The sequence below is a fragment of the Variovorax sp. VaC1 genome (genome assembly GCF_043658315.1).
Taxonomy (GTDB): Bacteria; Pseudomonadota; Gammaproteobacteria; order Burkholderiales; family Burkholderiaceae_C; genus Variovorax.
Genome location: NZ_JBIGLT010000001.1, coordinates 166,710 through 181,951 on the forward strand (window position 1 = coordinate 166,710; position 15,242 = coordinate 181,951).

The 15,242-nt window shown below is 66.9% G+C and carries 15 protein-coding genes; 12 read left to right on the plus strand and 3 right to left on the minus strand.

The window, feature by feature from the left end:
• Position 1: 1 nt before the first annotated feature.
• The 5 genes from phnA to ACGLHS_RS00820 are packed head-to-tail and all read left to right on the plus strand — an operon-like array spanning position 2 to position 5,133.
• Positions 2-1,228, plus strand: coding sequence for a phosphonoacetate hydrolase (phnA, locus tag ACGLHS_RS00800; RefSeq protein ID WP_394475993.1), 1,227 nt, complete (start codon positions 2-4; stop codon positions 1,226-1,228).
• A gap of 33 nt (positions 1,229-1,261) precedes the next feature.
• Complete coding sequence (gene phnY / locus ACGLHS_RS00805) at positions 1,262-2,710, plus strand: phosphonoacetaldehyde dehydrogenase (RefSeq protein ID WP_394475995.1); 1,449 nt, start codon at positions 1,262-1,264, stop codon at positions 2,708-2,710.
• Positions 2,711-2,712: 2 nt separating this feature from the next.
• The gene (locus ACGLHS_RS00810; protein WP_394475997.1) at positions 2,713-3,282 is read left to right on the plus strand and encodes a phosphonate degradation HD-domain oxygenase; all 570 of its coding nucleotides are present in this window, start codon (positions 2,713-2,715) and stop codon (positions 3,280-3,282) included.
• Positions 3,279-3,728, plus strand: a complete 450-nt coding sequence (locus ACGLHS_RS00815) for a GNAT family N-acetyltransferase (protein WP_394476000.1) — start codon at positions 3,279-3,281, stop codon at positions 3,726-3,728. Before ACGLHS_RS00810 ends, ACGLHS_RS00815 begins: the two co-directional genes overlap by 4 nt.
• 16 nt (positions 3,729-3,744) lie before the next feature.
• Complete coding sequence (locus ACGLHS_RS00820; protein ID WP_394476002.1) at positions 3,745-5,133, plus strand: FAD-dependent oxidoreductase; 1,389 nt, start codon at positions 3,745-3,747, stop codon at positions 5,131-5,133.
• 13 nt (positions 5,134-5,146) lie between these two features.
• On the opposite strand, the gene ACGLHS_RS00825 is transcribed toward ACGLHS_RS00820, so the two are convergent.
• Positions 5,147-6,664: a CoA-acylating methylmalonate-semialdehyde dehydrogenase gene (locus tag ACGLHS_RS00825; RefSeq protein ID WP_394476004.1), complete on the minus strand. Its 1,518-nt coding sequence runs from the start codon at positions 6,662-6,664 to the stop codon at positions 5,147-5,149.
• A 16-nt stretch (positions 6,665-6,680) separates the two neighbouring features.
• Positions 6,681-8,036 carry an aspartate aminotransferase family protein gene (locus tag ACGLHS_RS00830; RefSeq protein WP_093236764.1) on the minus strand — a complete coding sequence of 452 codons (1,356 nt, stop codon included), beginning with the start codon at positions 8,034-8,036 and terminating at the stop codon, positions 6,681-6,683.
• Between the two features lie 107 nt (positions 8,037-8,143).
• Here ACGLHS_RS00830 and ACGLHS_RS00835 point away from each other — a divergent pair, with 107 nt between their 5' ends.
• The gene (locus ACGLHS_RS00835; protein ID WP_093236765.1) at positions 8,144-9,115 is read left to right on the plus strand and encodes a LysR family transcriptional regulator; all 972 of its coding nucleotides are present in this window, start codon (positions 8,144-8,146) and stop codon (positions 9,113-9,115) included.
• 20 nt (positions 9,116-9,135) lie between these two features.
• Entirely contained in the window at positions 9,136-9,594 is a 459-nt protein-coding gene (locus ACGLHS_RS00840; protein ID WP_394476009.1) for a GNAT family N-acetyltransferase, read from the plus strand.
• 12 nt (positions 9,595-9,606) lie between these two features.
• On the opposite strand, the gene ACGLHS_RS00845 is transcribed toward ACGLHS_RS00840, so the two are convergent.
• Positions 9,607-10,371, minus strand: a complete 765-nt coding sequence (locus tag ACGLHS_RS00845; protein ID WP_093236767.1) for a FadR/GntR family transcriptional regulator — start codon at positions 10,369-10,371, stop codon at positions 9,607-9,609.
• Positions 10,372-10,578: 207 nt separating this feature from the next.
• Between ACGLHS_RS00845 and ACGLHS_RS00850 the strand changes: the two genes are divergently transcribed.
• From ACGLHS_RS00850 to ACGLHS_RS00870, 5 genes are all read left to right on the plus strand, one after another.
• Positions 10,579-11,784 (plus strand): ABC transporter substrate-binding protein, encoded by a 1,206-nt coding sequence (locus ACGLHS_RS00850; protein ID WP_394476012.1) that lies wholly within the window; start codon positions 10,579-10,581, stop codon positions 11,782-11,784.
• 126 nt (positions 11,785-11,910) lie between these two features.
• Complete coding sequence (locus ACGLHS_RS00855) at positions 11,911-12,771, plus strand: branched-chain amino acid ABC transporter permease (RefSeq protein ID WP_093236769.1); 861 nt, start codon at positions 11,911-11,913, stop codon at positions 12,769-12,771.
• Positions 12,772-12,776: 5 nt separating this feature from the next.
• Positions 12,777-13,742, plus strand: a complete 966-nt coding sequence (locus tag ACGLHS_RS00860) for a branched-chain amino acid ABC transporter permease (RefSeq protein WP_394476015.1) — start codon at positions 12,777-12,779, stop codon at positions 13,740-13,742.
• Positions 13,739-14,509 (plus strand): ABC transporter ATP-binding protein, encoded by a 771-nt coding sequence (locus ACGLHS_RS00865; protein ID WP_093236770.1) that lies wholly within the window; start codon positions 13,739-13,741, stop codon positions 14,507-14,509. Before ACGLHS_RS00860 ends, ACGLHS_RS00865 begins: the two co-directional genes overlap by 4 nt.
• Positions 14,506-15,222, plus strand: coding sequence for an ABC transporter ATP-binding protein (locus ACGLHS_RS00870; RefSeq protein ID WP_394476018.1), 717 nt, complete (start codon positions 14,506-14,508; stop codon positions 15,220-15,222). The genes ACGLHS_RS00865 and ACGLHS_RS00870 overlap by 4 nt, the downstream gene beginning before the upstream one ends.
• Positions 15,223-15,242: the final 20 nt, after the last annotated feature.

Genomic DNA, 15,242 nt, shown 5'->3' on the forward strand with positions numbered 1-15,242 from the left:
AATGACACCGGAGACACTCGAAGTCAATGCCAGGAGCTATCGCTGGATGGCGCGCCCCGTCGTGGTCGTGTGCGTGGACGGCAGCGAGCCGGCCTACCTCGATGCGGCCATTGCGGCCGGCGTCGCTCCGTACTTCGATCGCATGATCAGGTCGGGCGCCAACCTGCTGGGCGATTGCGTGGTGCCCTCGTTCACCAACCCGAACAACCTGTCGATCGTGACCGGCGTGCCGCCCGCGGTGCACGGCATCTGCGGCAACTACTTCTTCGACCGCGAGCTGGGCCAGGAAGTGATGATGAACGACCCCAAGTACCTGCGCACCGGCACCGTGCTGGCCGCGTTCGCCGATGCGGGCGCCAAGGTGGCGGTGGTCACGGCCAAGGACAAGCTGCGCAAGCTCCTGGGCCATCGCATGAAGGGCATCTGCTTCTCGTCGGAGAAGTCGGACCAGGTGACGATGGAAGAAAACGGCATCGACGACGTGCTCGGCATGGTCGGCATGCCCGTGCCCTCGGTCTACAGCGCGGAGCTGTCGGAGTTCGTGTTCGCGTCGGGCGTGAAGCTGATGGAGTCGCGCCGCCCCGACCTGATGTACCTCTCGACCACCGACTACGTGCAGCACAAGGCCGCACCGGGCAGCCCCGCGGCCAATGCCTTCTACGCCATGATGGACGGCTACCTCGCGCAGCTCGATGCGCTGGGCGCCACCATCGTGGTCACCGCCGACCACGGCATGAACGACAAGCACGGCGCCGACGGCTCGCCCAACGTCATCTACCTGCAGGACGTGCTCGACGGCTGGTACGGCGCCGGCACGGCCCGCGTGATCCTGCCGATCACCGACCCGTACGTGGTGCACCACGGTGCGCTCGGCTCGTTCGCCACCGTCTATGCGCCCGACGAGGCGAGCGTTCCCGGCTGGATCGAACGCATCAAGCAGGTGCCGGGCATGGAGCTCGTGCTCTCGCGCAAGGACGCCGCGCAGCGCTTCGAGCTGCCGCCCGACCGCATCGGCGACATCGTGGTGGTGAGCGAGCGCAACACCGTGATCGGCACCGCGGCGAGCCGCCACGACCTGTCGGCGCTCGAAGTGCCGCTGCGCTCGCACGGCGGCGTGTCGGAGCAGCGCGTGCCGCTCATCTGCAACCGTCCGGTGACGGGCATCGCCGCGAGCCGGCGCCTTCGCAACTTCGATGCGCTGGACATCGCACTGAACCACGCCCAATAACGACAACCGCGATAACGCCTTCTGGAGCACCCCATGAGCCAAGCCATCCTGAAGCCAGGCATCGTTCACCGCGAGGCGCTGCGCATCGCCGGTGAGCGCGTTCATCGCGACCGCACGATCGAGGTCACCTATCCGTACACCGGCGAAGTGATCGCCACCGTGCCCAAGGCCACGCTCGACGACGTGCGCCATGCGCTGCGCATCGCGCGCGACTACAAGCCCACGCTCACCCGCTACGAGCGCTACAAGATCCTGATGCGCGCGGGCGAGATCATTGCCTCGCGCCTGGACGAGATGTCGCGCACCATCACGCTCGAGTCGGGCCTCTCGCGCAAGGACTCGCTGTACGAAGTGGGCCGCGCGTCCGACGTGCTGCTGTTCGCCGCCAACCAGGCGCTGGTGGACGACGGCCAGGTGTTCTCGTGCGACCTCACGCACCACGGCAAGAGCCGCAAGGTCTACACGATGCGGGAGCCCCTGCAAGGCGCCATCACCGCCATCACGCCGTTCAACCATCCGCTGAACCAGGTGATCCACAAGGTGGCGCCGGCCGTTGCCACCAACAACCGCATCGTGCTCAAGCCCAGTGAGAAGACGCCGCTCACGGCGTTCCTGCTGGCCGACATCCTGTACGAAGCGGGCCTGCCGCCGCAGATGCTGTCGGTGCTCACCGGCGACCCGAAGGAGATTGCCGACGAGCTGCTCACCAACGCCGACGTCGACCTCGTCACCTTCACCGGCGGCGTGCCCATCGGCAAGTACATCGCGGGCAAGGCGGTCTACAAGCGCCAGATCCTGGAGCTGGGCGGCAACGATCCGATCATCGTGATGGAAGACGCCGACGTCGAGGAGGCGGCCACGCTCGCGGCCAACGGTTCGTACAAGAACTCGGGCCAGCGCTGCACGGCGGTCAAACGCATGCTGGTGCACGAGTCGGTGGCCGACCAGTTCGTCGAGCTGCTGGTCGCCAAGACCCGCGCGCTGAAATACGGCGACCCGATGGACCCCGACACCGACATGGGCACCGTGATCGACGAAGCCGCCGCCAAGCAGTTCGAGGCCGTGGTCAACGAAGCCATTGCCGCCGGCGCGAAGCTGCGCTACGGCAACGAGCGCCGCGGTGCGCTCTATTCGCCGACGGTGCTCGACCACGTGGACCCGGAGATGACGGTGGCCAAGCACGAGACCTTCGGGCCCGTGTCGCCGGTGATCCGCTTCCGGAACATCGACGAGGCGATCCGCATCTCCAACGGCACGGCCTACGGCCTCTCGTCGGCGGTCTGCACCAATCGGCTGGACTACATCACGCGCTTCATCCGCGAGCTGAATGTGGGCAGCGTCAACGTGCGCGAGGTGCCCGGTTACCGGCTGGAGCTCACGCCCTTCGGCGGCATCAAGGACTCGGGCCTGGGCTACAAGGAGGGTGTGCTCGAGGCGATGAAGAGCTTCACCAACACCAAGACCTATTCGCTGCCCTGGTAACCATGAGCCTGAGCATTCCCGATATCGTCGGCCTCTTCGAAACCAAGGGCCACGCGCAGTACGACGGCGAGCCCGTCACGCAGCTGGAGCACGCGCTGCAGTCGGCGCACCTGGCCGAGCAGGAGGGCGCGGACAGCGCGCTGATCGCCGCCTCGCTGCTGCACGACCTGGGCCACCTGCTGCACGATTTCGGCGGCACGCCGACGCAGCAGGGGCTCGACGACCTGCACCAGTACCGCTGCCTGCCGTTTCTTCGCGCGCTGTTCGGTGCGGCCACGCTGGAACCGATCAGATTGCACGTGGACGCCAAGCGCTTCCTGTGCGCGCGCGTGCCCGGTTATCTCGAAGCGCTGTCGCCCGACTCGAAGCGCAGCCTGCAACTGCAGGGCGGCGTGTTCGACGAGGCGCAGGCCAAGGCCTTCGAGGCCTTGCCCTATGCGATGGACGCGGTGCGCCTGCGGCGCTGGGACGACACGGCCAAGCTGGCCGATGCGAAGACGCCCCACCTCGCGTATTACGCGCGGCATTTGGCGCTCGCGTCGAAGCCCGTCGCTGCAGCAGCCCAGGCATGAGCGCCACGCGAGCATTCGCCATGCAGCGCCGCCAGGCGACGCCGGAAGACATTCCCTTCCTGCTCGACCTGCGGCAGCGAACGATGAACGGCCACGTGCTGGCTTCGGGTGGCGAGGTCAGCGACGCGCATCACATGGCGCGGCTGATGCATCGCTTCGAATGCGCCGAGATCCTGCTGCACGAGGGTGCGCCGGTCGGCCTGCTCAAGGTGTCGCGCGATCCGCACGAGTGGGTGGTCATCCAGATCCAGCTGGCGCCCGGCTACCAGGGCGGCGGCATCGGCACCGCTCTGCTGGCCGAAGTCATCGACGAGGCCGCGCGCGCCGGCGTCGACCTCACGCTCAGCGTGCTGAAGGCGAATCCGGCGAAGGCGCTGTACGAGCGCTTCGGGTTCTTCGTCGAGCGCGAGTCCGAGTTTTCTTTCGAGATGCGGCGCAAGCCCTGAAACCTGCGAGCCCGACATGCGCCCTTTCTGGATCGAACAGGCTCTTTTCAACGACGGCGACCTCGCACCCGCATTGCAGGGCGAACACAGCGCCGATGTCTGCATCGTCGGCGGCGGCTTCACCGGCTTGTGGACGGCCATTCAAGCCAAGCTGAAGGCGCCCGCGCTTGACATCGTCATCATCGAAAGCGACCTCTGCGGCGCCGGTGCGAGCGGCCGCAACGGCGGCTGCCTGCTGACGTGGTCGGCCAAGTTCCTCACGCTGCGCCGGCTGTTCGGCGAACACGAGGCCGTGCGGCTCGTGAAGGCATCCGAGGCGGTGGTGCAGCACATCGCCGACTTCTGCGCCGCGCACGGCATCGACGCCGAACTGCGGCAGGACGGCACGCTCTACACCGCGACCTCGCAGGCGCAGATCGGCACGCTCGATCCGATGATGCAGGCGCTCGAAGCGCGCGGCATCCATTCGTACCGCACGCTGCCGCCCGAAGAAGTGGCGCGGCGCTCGGGCTCCGCGCGCAACCTGGCGGGCGTGTATTCGCCGATTGCGGCGACCGTGCATCCGGGCAAGCTGGTGCGGGGGCTCCGGCGCGTCGCGCTGGCCATGGGCATCCGCATTCATGAGCGCACGCCAATGCTCGACTTCAGCACCGACCACCCGGTGGTCGTGCGCACGCCCACCGGTAGCGTGCGCGCGAAGAAGCTGGTGCTCGCGATGAACGCCTGGATGGCCAGCACCTTCCCGCAGTTCGAGCGGACCATCGCCATCGTGTCGAGCGACATGGTCATCACCGAGCGGTGCCCCGAGTTGCTGCAGCAGATCGGGCTGACCGACGGCGTCTCGGTGCTCGACTCGCGCACCTTCGTGTACTACTACCGCAGCACGGTCGACGGCCGCATCATGCTGGGCAAGGGCGGCAACACCTTCGCGTGGGGCGGCCGCATGGCCAAGGTGTTCGACGAGCGCTCGCCGTACGAGGCCGAGCTCACGCAGGCGCTGCATTCCTTCTTTCCGGCATTGCGCGAGACGCCGATCACCGCGAGCTGGAACGGCCCGTCGGACAGGTCGGTCACGGGCTTTCCGTTCTTCGGCAAGCTCGATGGCGCGCCGCATATCTACTACGGCTTCGGCTACTCGGGCAACGGCGTGGGGCCGACCTACATGGGCGGGCAGATCCTGTCGTCGCTGGTGCTCGACCAGGACAACGAATGGACGCGCAGCCCGATCACGAACGGGCCGCTCGGCCACTTTCCGCCGGAACCAGTGCGCTATGTGGGATCGATCGTCGTGCGCAACGCGATCCGCCGCAAGGAGCTGGCGGAGGACGAGAACCGCCAGCCGTGGCTGGTGGACCGCATGCTCAGCAAGCTGGCCAACGCCGCGGGCAAGGCCGACAAGGCCTGACCCGCGGGGGCCGTCAGCGGTTCGACGGAAACGCGAACACCGCACCTTCGCGCACACCGGCCGAGGGCCAGCGCTGCGTGATGGTCTTGCGCTTGGTATAGAAGCGCACAGCGTCGGGGCCGTAGGCGTGCAGGTCGCCGAACAGCGAGCGCTTCCAGCCGCCGAACGAGTGGTACGCCACGGGCACCGGCAGCGGCACGTTGATGCCGACCATGCCGACCTGGATGTTGTCGCTGAACCAGCGCGCGGCCTCGCCGTCGCGCGTGAAGATGCAGGTGCCGTTGCCGTACTCGTGGGCATCGATCATGGCCATGGCTTCTTCGAGCGTCTTCACGCGGACTACGCCGAGCACCGGGCCGAAGATTTCTTCCTGGTAGATCGTCATGCCGGGCTTCACGCCGTCGAAGAGGCACGGGCCGAGGTAGTAGCCGCCGTCATGGCCGTCGACCTTGACGCCGCGGCCGTCGACCACCAGCTTGGCACCCGCCGCCACGCCTGCATCGACAAAGGCCTTGACCTTCTCGAAGTGCGGCTTGGTGACCAGCGGGCCCATGTCGTTGCCGTTGTCGTTGCCCGGGCCGACCTTCATCTTCGCGATCTCGGCCGAAAGGCCCGCCACCACGGCGTCGCCTGTGCCGTCGCCGATGGCCACGACCAGCGGGATCGCCATGCAGCGCTCGCCGCACGAGCCGTAGGCCGCGCCCATCAGCGCACTCACGGCGTTGCCGATGTCGGCGTCGGGCATGACCACGGCGAAGTTCTTCGCGCCGCCCAACGCCTGCACGCGCTTGCCGTGCGCGCAGCCGGTGGTGTAGATGTATTCGGCGATCGCGGTGGAGCCGACGAAGCTCACGGCCTTCACGCGCGGATCGGTCAGCAGTGTGTCGACGGCTTCCTTGTCGCCGTTGACCACGTTCAGCACGCCTGGCGGCAGGCCGGCTTCGAGCGCCAGCTCGGCCACCAGCAGGGTGGAGGAGGGCGTGCGCTCCGACGGCTTCAGCACGAAGGTGTTGCCGCAGGCCACGGCCATCGGCCACATCCACAGCGGCACCATCACCGGGAAGTTGAACGGCGTGATGCCGGCCGTGACGCCCATCGCCTGGAACTCGCTCCACGAGTCGATGGCCGGGCCGACGTTCTTGCTGTGTTCGCCCTTGAGCAGCTCGGGCGCGTAGCTCGCGTACTCGACGTTCTCGATGCCGCGCTGCAGCTCGCCGTGCGCGTCCGACAGCACCTTGCCGTGCTCGGCCGTGATGAGCGCGGCGATGCGGTCGGCATTGGCTTCGAGCAGCGTCTTGAGCTTGCTCATGACCCGCGCGCGCTTCAGCGGCGGCGTGTTGCGCCAGGCCGGAAAGGCCGCCTGCGCCGACGCGATGGCCTGCTCGACGGTGAGCTTGTCGGCGAGCGCGACGCTCTTGTCCGAGAAGCCGGTGGCCGGGTCGAACACCGGCTGCACGCGGGTGCCGCCGCTGACGCGCTGGCCGTCGATGAAGTGGCCGATGGTGGTGGTGACGTTCTTGTCGTGTTGCATCGTGGTGCCCGCTGGATCAGTTGGTTTCGGCGAGGGCGTCGGCCAGCGCGTTGACCATGCGGTCGATCTCGGCCTTTTCCGCGATGAAGGGCGGCGCGAGCTGGATGGTGTCGCCGCCGTAGCGCACGTAGAAGCCCTTCTTCCAGCAGTTCATCGCGATCTCGTAGGGGCGGCGTGCGGGCTCGCCGGGCAGCGCGGCGATCGTGAGGCCGGCGGCAAGGCCGAAGTTGCGGATGTCGGTCACGTGCTTGCTGCCCTTGAGGCTGTGCACGGCGTTCTCGAAGTGCGGGGCCAGCGTCTTCACGCGGCCGATCATGTCTTCCTTCTGCAGCACGTCGAGCGCGGCGACGCCGGCGGCGCAGGCCACCGGGTGCGCGCCATAGGTGTAGCCGTGCGGGAACTCGAGCATGTAGTCGGGGCCACCGGCCGCCATGAAGGTGTCGTAGATGTCCTTGCTGGCAACCACCGCGCCCAGCGGCTGCGCGCCGTTGGTGACCTGCTTGGCGATGTTCATGATGTCGGGTGTCACGCCGAAGGCTTCCGCGCCGGTGAGCGCGCCGCAGCGGCCGAAACCGGTGATGACCTCATCAAAAATCAGCAGGATGTTGTTGGCGGTGCAGATGTCGCGCAGGCGCTTGAGATACCCCTTGGGCGGGATCACCACGCCGGCCGAACCGGCGAAGGGCTCCACGATCACGGCCGCGATGTTCGATGCATCGTGCAGCGCGATCAGGTCGAGCAGGCGGTCGGCCAGCTCGGCGCCGGTCTCGGCCATGCCGCGCGTGAAGGCGTTGGCGGCGATCTGCGTGTGCGGCAGGTGGTCGGCTTCCACACCTTGGCCGAACAGCTTGCGGTTGGCCGCGATGCCGCCGACCGAGATGCCGCCGTAGTTGACGCCGTGGTAGCCCTTCTCGCGGCCGATCAGGCGCGTCTTGCTGGCCTGGCCCTTGGTGCGCCAGTAGGCGCGCGCCATCTTCAGCGAGGTGTCGGCGGCTTCGGAGCCCGAGCCGGTGAAGAACACATAGTCGAGGCCGGCGGGCGTCAGTTCCTTGATCTTGTTGGCCAGCTCAAACGAGAGCGGGTGGCCGAACTGGAAGGCGGGCGAGTAGTCGAGCTTGGCGATCTGGCGGCTCACTGCTTCGGTGATTTCAGGGCGGCCGTGGCCCAGGCCCGAGCACCACAGGCCCGAGAGTCCGTCGAAGATCTTGCGGCCGTCGCTGTCGGTGAAGTAGGCGCCCTTGGCCTCCACGATGATCCGCGGATCGGCCTTGAAGTTGCGGTTGCCGGTGTAGGGCATCCAGTGCGCGTCGAGCCAGGCGGCGTCGGTGCGCAGGGCGGGCGTCGGTTCGATGGCGGGGGCTGCAAGGGTCATGGCGCTTCCCGCGCAAGGCGGGCTCCGGAGGGTGATGGGATGCGCCGATTGTTCGCAGACCCTTCAGTGTGGAGAATGGCGCAATATCAATGTTCACTTGACGATTAATGCAAGTAAAGGCCGAAGCCGAAAACACCGCCCTGGGCACCCGCAACCGCGCCGTGCTGGGGCAGCTCAGCGACATGGACCTGCGCCTGCTCAAGGTGTTCAAGAGCGTGGTCGATTGCGGCGGCATGGCGGCGGCCGAGCTGGAACTGAACATCGGCACCTCCACCGTGAGCCGGCACGTCAAGGACCTGGAAACGCGGCTGGGCCTCGTGCTGTGCCGGCGCGGCCGGGCCGGTTTTGCGCTCACCACCGAAGGCCAGCGCGTGTACGACGAGACGCTGCGGCTGCTGGCCTCAGTCGATGCCTTTCGCGGCAGCATCGACGACATCCACAACCGGATGGGCGGGCAGCTGGAAGTGGCGCTGTTCGACAAGACGGCGACCAACCCGAAGGCGCGCATCGGCGAGGCCATTGCGCGCTTCACCGAGATGGCGCCCGAGGTGAACCTGGCGGTGCACGTGGGTTCGATCAACGCCATCGAGCAGGGCGTGCTGGAGGGCAACTTCCAGATCGGCATCATCCCGGCGCACCGCGCCTCGAAGAGCCTGGTGTACGCCGACCTGTTCGACGAGACGATGCTGCTGTACTGCGGCAAGGGCCATCCGCTGTTCGACAGCCCGCACGCCAAGCTCACGTGGTCGAAGTTGGGCGAACATCACTTCGCGGGCCTCGGCTATCACTCGCCCAACATGGAACTGAGCCACCGCGCGAGGCTGTCGCGCAAGGCGACGGGCTTTGACCAGGAGGCGATTGCCACGCTGATTCTTTCGGGGCGCTTCCTGGGCTTTCTGCCCGACCACTACGCGCAGGTGTTCGAGCAGCGCGGCCTGATGAAGGCGGTGCTGCCCGCGCGCTTCAACTATGCGTGCCGGTTCGTGAGCCTGTTGCGGCGGTCGCCGAAGCCTTCACGGGCGGTGCTGGCGTTTCAGGCGTGCCTGGAGCAGGCCCATGGCGCCGCAAAGAAGCCCTGACGGCACCGAAACTTCCCAAGATGACTGAAACACCACTTCATATTCGCGTCGCACGTGCGTCGGAACACCGGGCGCTCGAAGACCTGCAACGGCGCGCATCGCTCGCGAACCCTGGCGATCGCGAGGCGATTCAGGCCGACCCGGGCGCCATCGAACTGCCTCTTGACCAGATCGTCGATGGCCGGGTATTCGTGGCGGAGATCCATGGCGCGGTGGCCGGATTCGCCGTCGTGCTGCCCAACGACGACGGCAGCGCCGAACTCGATGGATTGTTCATCGAGCCCGAGGCGTGGCGTCGGGGCATCGGCAAGGCATTGGTCGCGCACTGTGTCGAGCTTTCGCGGCGCCAGGGTGCGTCGGCACTCCATGTCACGGGCAACCCGCACGCCGGGTCGTTCTACCTTCGCTGCGGATTCGAGGCGAACGGCACCGTTGCTGTGCGCTTCGGCAGGGCCGAGCGGTTTCGCAGGGTCTTCTAGGCCCTTGCGGCGCTACCGCTGCCCGCTGGGCAGCAGCAGGTGCTTGGCGCCGATGTGCGCTTCCATCTCGTGCATGTGCGCCTCGGCATCGACCATGTGCTCGGCCATCAGCCGGCGCACCTCGTCCGCGTCTTCCTTGCGGTAGGCGGCCAGCAGCTGCGTGTGGTAGTCGACGTTGGTCTCGCCGAAGTGGTGATGGTCCAGCGCCTTCTTGTAGACCACGAGGTCGCGCAACAGGTCGTTGAGAAAGCGGCACATGAAGGACAGCACCGGATTGGGGCAGGCTTCGGCCAACATGGTGTGGAACGCGAGTTCGGCCTCGCGCTGCATGCGCAGCTCGTCCTCGTTCGTGGGCTCGTGGGTGCACAGGCGCACGTTGTCTTCGAGCCGCTCGAACTGCTCGGGCGTGAGCCGGCCGACCACGCTCACGGCCAGCTCGGGTTCGAGTGCCTTGCGCAGCTGGTAGATGTGGTGCCCGTCCAGGTGATGGAAGTGCAGGAAGTTGCGCAGCGGCTCCGACGCATGGTCGACCGACACCTGCTGCAGGTAGGCCCCGCCGCCGGGGCCGGTGCGGATGGCGATGAGGCCGCGCACCTCCAGCGCCTTCAATGCCTCGCGCACCGTGCTCTTCGAGTAGCCGAAAAGCTCGATCAGTTCTTTCTCGTTCGGTAGCCGGTCGCCGGGCTGCTTGCGCTCCGCCACGATCCATCGCTTGACGTCTTCGACGATGACGTCCGAGAGCTTTTGCCGCCTTGGGCGGTGTTGCCCCACTGTCATGCACACGCTCCATGCCCATCGGGAGATGCGCGGGATGCGCAACAGCGCGCGATCTTAAACGGCGTCATGAAGAGGGCCTGGTTGGTTTTGGGCACAAGGATTGCTAGCGGGTTTTTACCAGCATATTAATCCTATTTATCCGCTTAAATTCGCCGGCAATCGCAGGCACCCCTTTCACTTACTTCCACACCACGACCGGAGATTCCCATGCATCGCAGACACCTCCTTCAGCTTGCCGCCCTGTCGGCCGCCCCCGCTTCCCTGCTGGCCGGCCGCGCCGCCTTTGCCCAGTCGGCCGAGGCGATCCGCTTCGGCTGCCCGGTCCCGATGTCGGGTGCGTTCGCGGCCAACGGCAAGTACGCCGACCTGGGCATGAAGCTGGCCATCGAGCAGTACGGCAGCGTGCTGAAGCGCCCGCTGGCCTACACGGTGCTGGACACCGAGGGCAAGCCGGCCACGGCCGTGCGCAAGGTGCAGGAAGCCTCGCAGCAGCAGGGCGCGAAGTTCTTCGCCGGCGGCATCCTGTCGTCGGAAGCGCTGGCCATGGGCAAGGAGGCCGAGAAGGCCGGCGGCCTGTTCATCACCACCGCCGGCGCCGACGAGATCACCGGCAAGGACTGCAACACCGCCACCTTCCGCTGGTCGGTGCCCACCTTCGGTGCAATCGAGCAGACGGTGCGCCCGCTGATCGCCAGCATGCCCAAGGCCAAGCGCTGGTACACCATCACGCCGCAGTACGTGTTCGGCGACGGCTTGCTCAGCGCGGCCAAGAACATCTTCCAGGAGAAGGGCATCGAGCACGTGGGCAACAGCTACCACTCGCTCAACGAGAAGGAGTTCAGCGGCTACCTCACCAACGCCATGGCTGCCAAGCCCGACGTGCTGCTGCTGCTGAACTTCGGCGCGCAGTCGTCGGCCGCGCTGCGGCAGGCCGTGAGCTTCGGCATGCACAAGAACATGACGATCCTCATGGCCTGGGCCTCGGGCCTGGAGCAGTTCGACGAACTGGGCGCCGACCTGTGCGACGGCGTCTACTTCGGTGCGCAGTACTGGCACACGGCCGACACGCCGCTCAACAAGGACCTGGTCAAGCGCACCGCCGACAAGCTCAAGATCGTGCCCAACTACAGCCTCGCGGGCTCGTACATCTGCACCAAGATCCTGATCGACGGCATCGTCAAGGCGGGCTCGGTCGACCAGAAGGCGGTGATCGCAGCGCTCGAAGGCATGAAGTTCGACGGGCTCACCGGTACCGAAGAAATCCGCAAGGCCGACCACCAGGTCATCAAGGACTACTACCTGCTCAAGGGCAAGGCCAAGTCGAAGATGAAGAACCCGGCCGACTATGTCGATGTCGTGAGTTCCGGCAAGTCGTTCCTTCCCGTCGACAAGACCGGCTGCAAATTGGGCTAACCCCCAGGCTTGCCCACTTCGTGTGGCCTCCAACCCCCTTGCAGGGGGCAACACCAGCGGCCCGGCAAAGCCGGTTCCGCGGTGTTCCTGGAAAGGAAGAGGGCCGCGCCACCACCACTCACCCCTATGACCGTCTACCTGCTCCAGACCATCAACGGAATCGGCATCGGCATGCTGTATTTCCTGCTGGCCGTTGGCTTGTCCATCGTGTTCGGCCTGCTGCGCTTCGTGAACTTCGCGCACGGCGCTTTCTATCTGCTGGGCGCCTACCTGTGCTACCAGGCCATGCAATGGGGCCTCGATTTCTGGGCCGCGCTGGTGCTGGTGCCGCTGTTCGTCGGCGCGCTGGGCTGGCTGGCTGAAAAGCTGCTGCTGCGCCGCGTGTACGCCAAGGCGCACGAGTTCCACATCCTCGTGACCGTGGGCCTTGCGCTCGCGGTGCAGGAGATCGTGATCGTGTTCTGGGGGCCGCTGGGCAACAGCGTGCCCACGCCCGACCTGCTGCAGGGCGTGGTCATGTGGGGCGCCTTCGTCTATCCCAAGTACCGGCTCTTCGTGATCGGCTTCACCGCCGTGCTCGCGGTGCTGCTGTGGTGGGTGCTCGAAGGCACGCGCCTGGGCAGCGCGGTGCGCGCGGGCAGCGAATCGACCGAGATGGTCTCGCTGCTCGGCATCAACGTGTTCCGCGTGTTCAGCCTCGTGTTCGCGCTCGGCGCGGCCACGGCCGCGCTGGCCGGCGTGCTGGCCGCACCGATCCGCGGCGCGGAGCCCTTCATGGGCGTCGAGGCGCTCGGCGTGGCCTTCGTGGTGGTGGTGATCGGCGGGCTCGGCAGCTTCGGCGGCGCGCTGGTCGGCGGGCTGCTCATCGGCATCGTGCAAAGCCTCATGAGCACCATCTGGCCGCCGGGGGCGAGCCTGATGATCTACATCGCGATGGCGGCCGTGCTGCTGTTGCGCCCGCATGGCCTGCTCGGCCGCAAAGGATGATGGCCATGCCGAGAAAATACACATTCCTGCTGGCGCTGATCGTCGCGCTGGGCCTGCCGCTGGTGCTGCGCTCGGGCTCGCTTGCGAGCGAGGTGCTGATCTATGCGCTGGCCGCCCTGGGCTGCAACCTGCTGCTGGGCTACACGGGCCTGCTGTCGTTCGGGCAGGGCATCTTCTTCGGGCTGGGCAGCTACACCATCGCGATTTTGCTCACGCGCCTGCAGTTGCCGATGCCGCTCGCATTGCTCGCGGCCATCGCCATGGGCGCGCTGGGCGCGGCGCTGGTCGGCTGGGTCGCCATCCGCCAGCGCGGCACCTACTTCGTGATGCTCACGCTGGCCTTTGCGCAGATGTTCTATTTCGTGGCCTACACCGCGTCGGACCTCACCGGTGGCGACAACGGCCTGCTCGACGTGCCGCGCCCCGCCTTCATGGACACGCCATGGAAGTACTACGCCTTCGTGGCGGTGATCTTCCTGATCGCGTTCGCACTGCTGCTGAAGGTGACCGATTCGGTCTTCGGCCGCACGCTGCTCGCCATCCGCGACAACGAAGACCGCGCCGCCGCCGTGGGCTACAACCTCAAGCGCTTCAAGCTGCTGGCCTTCGTCATTTCCGGTGCCGTCACCGGCCTGGCGGGCGGGCTGCACGCGATGATGACCGGCATCGCGCCGCTGTCGAATGCCGAGTACCACACGAGCGAGATGATCCTGGTCATCACCGTGATCGGCGGCACCGGCAACCTCTTCGCCTCGGTGCTGGGCTCAGCCTTCTATGTGCTGTTGGCCGACTGGCTCTCCACCTTGTGGCCGCGATGGCTGCTGTTGCTGGGCCTGCTGCTGATAGGCGTGAGCATCGGCATGCAGCGCGGCCTGTGGGGCCTGGGCGAAGCCGCATGGCGGCGCGTGTTCCGCAAGACGCAGGCACTGCCCGTGGGCAAGGCGCCCGAAGCGCAGGGAGAAAAAGCATGACGCAACCCGTCCTCATCGAAGCCATCGGCGTCACCAAGCACTACGGCAAGTTCGCGGCGCTCGGCGGCGTGGACCTGAAGATCAAGCCCAACACCGTGCACTCGGTGATCGGCCCGAACGGCGCCGGCAAGACCACGCTGTTCCACATGCTCACGGGCACCGGCACCACCACCGGCGGGCGCATTCTGTTCGACGGCCACGACGTGACGGCCGAGCCCGACTACAAGCGCGTGCAGCGCGGCATGGCGCGCTCGTTCCAGGTCACGAGCCTGTTCGCGAGCCTGTCGGTGCGCGAGAACCTGCGCGTGGCGGCGCAGGGCATCGCGCCGCGGCAGGCCATGAACTGCTGGCGCGCACCCGTCGGCGACCGCGCCTGCGCGGAGACGGTGGCCGAAGTGCTGGCACGCGTCGGCCTCGAACGGCTCGCCGACACGCCGGCCAACGTGCTCTCGCATGGCCAGCAACGCCGGCTCGAAGTGGGCATGGCGCTGGCCGCGAAGCCCAAGGCCATCTTCCTGGACGAGCCGACCTCGGGCATGGGCATCGACGACCTCGACGACATGAAGCAGCTCATTCGCAGCCTGCGCGACCGGCACACCGTGGTGCTGATCGAACACAACATGAACATCGTGATGGACATCTCCGACACCGTGACCGTCATGCAACTGGGCCGCGTGCTGGCCGAAGGCCTGCCGGGCGACATCCGCGCCGACGCGCGCGTGCGAACGGCCTACCTGGGGAACATGATCACCGGAGGCAAGGCATGAGCGGGACAAGGAACATCCTCGAAGTCGAGGCGCTGCACGCGCACTACGGCAAGAGCCACGTGCTGCAGGGCGTGTCGATGAGCGTGGGCGAGGCCGAGCTGGTCACGCTGCTGGGGCGCAACGGCGCGGGCAAGTCGACGACGCTGAAAAGCATTGCCGGCGCGGTCACGCCGACCGGAGGCCGCGTGCGCTTTCAGGGCGCCGACATCGCCGGCCTGCCGCCGCACCGCATCGCCACGCGCGGCGTGTGTCTCGTGCCCGAGCATCGCGGCATCTTCAAGCTGCTGACGGTGGAAGAAAACCTGCTGCTCGGCCAGCGCCGCGAATCGCCCTGGCAGCTCGAAGACATCTATCGCATCTTCCCGCGCCTGAAGGAGCGGCGCCGTAACGGTGGCGGGCAACTCTCGGGCGGCGAGCAGCAGATGCTGGCCATCGGCCGCGCGCTCATGAACCACCCGCGCCTGCTGATCCTCGACGAGCCGGTGGAGGGCCTTGCGCCGGTGATCGTCGAGGAGATCGTCGCGCAGCTCAAGACCATCAAGGCCGCCGGCGTCGCCATCCTGCTGGTCGAGCAAAACCTCGAGGTGTGCGTGCAGCTCGCCGACCGCCACTACATCGTGGAGCAGGGCGTGATCGTGCACGAGGCCGACAACGCCGCCTTCATGTCTGACCATGAAGTGAAAGACCGCTACCTCGGCGTCGGTCTTGCCTGAACGCGGGCATGCGCACCCCT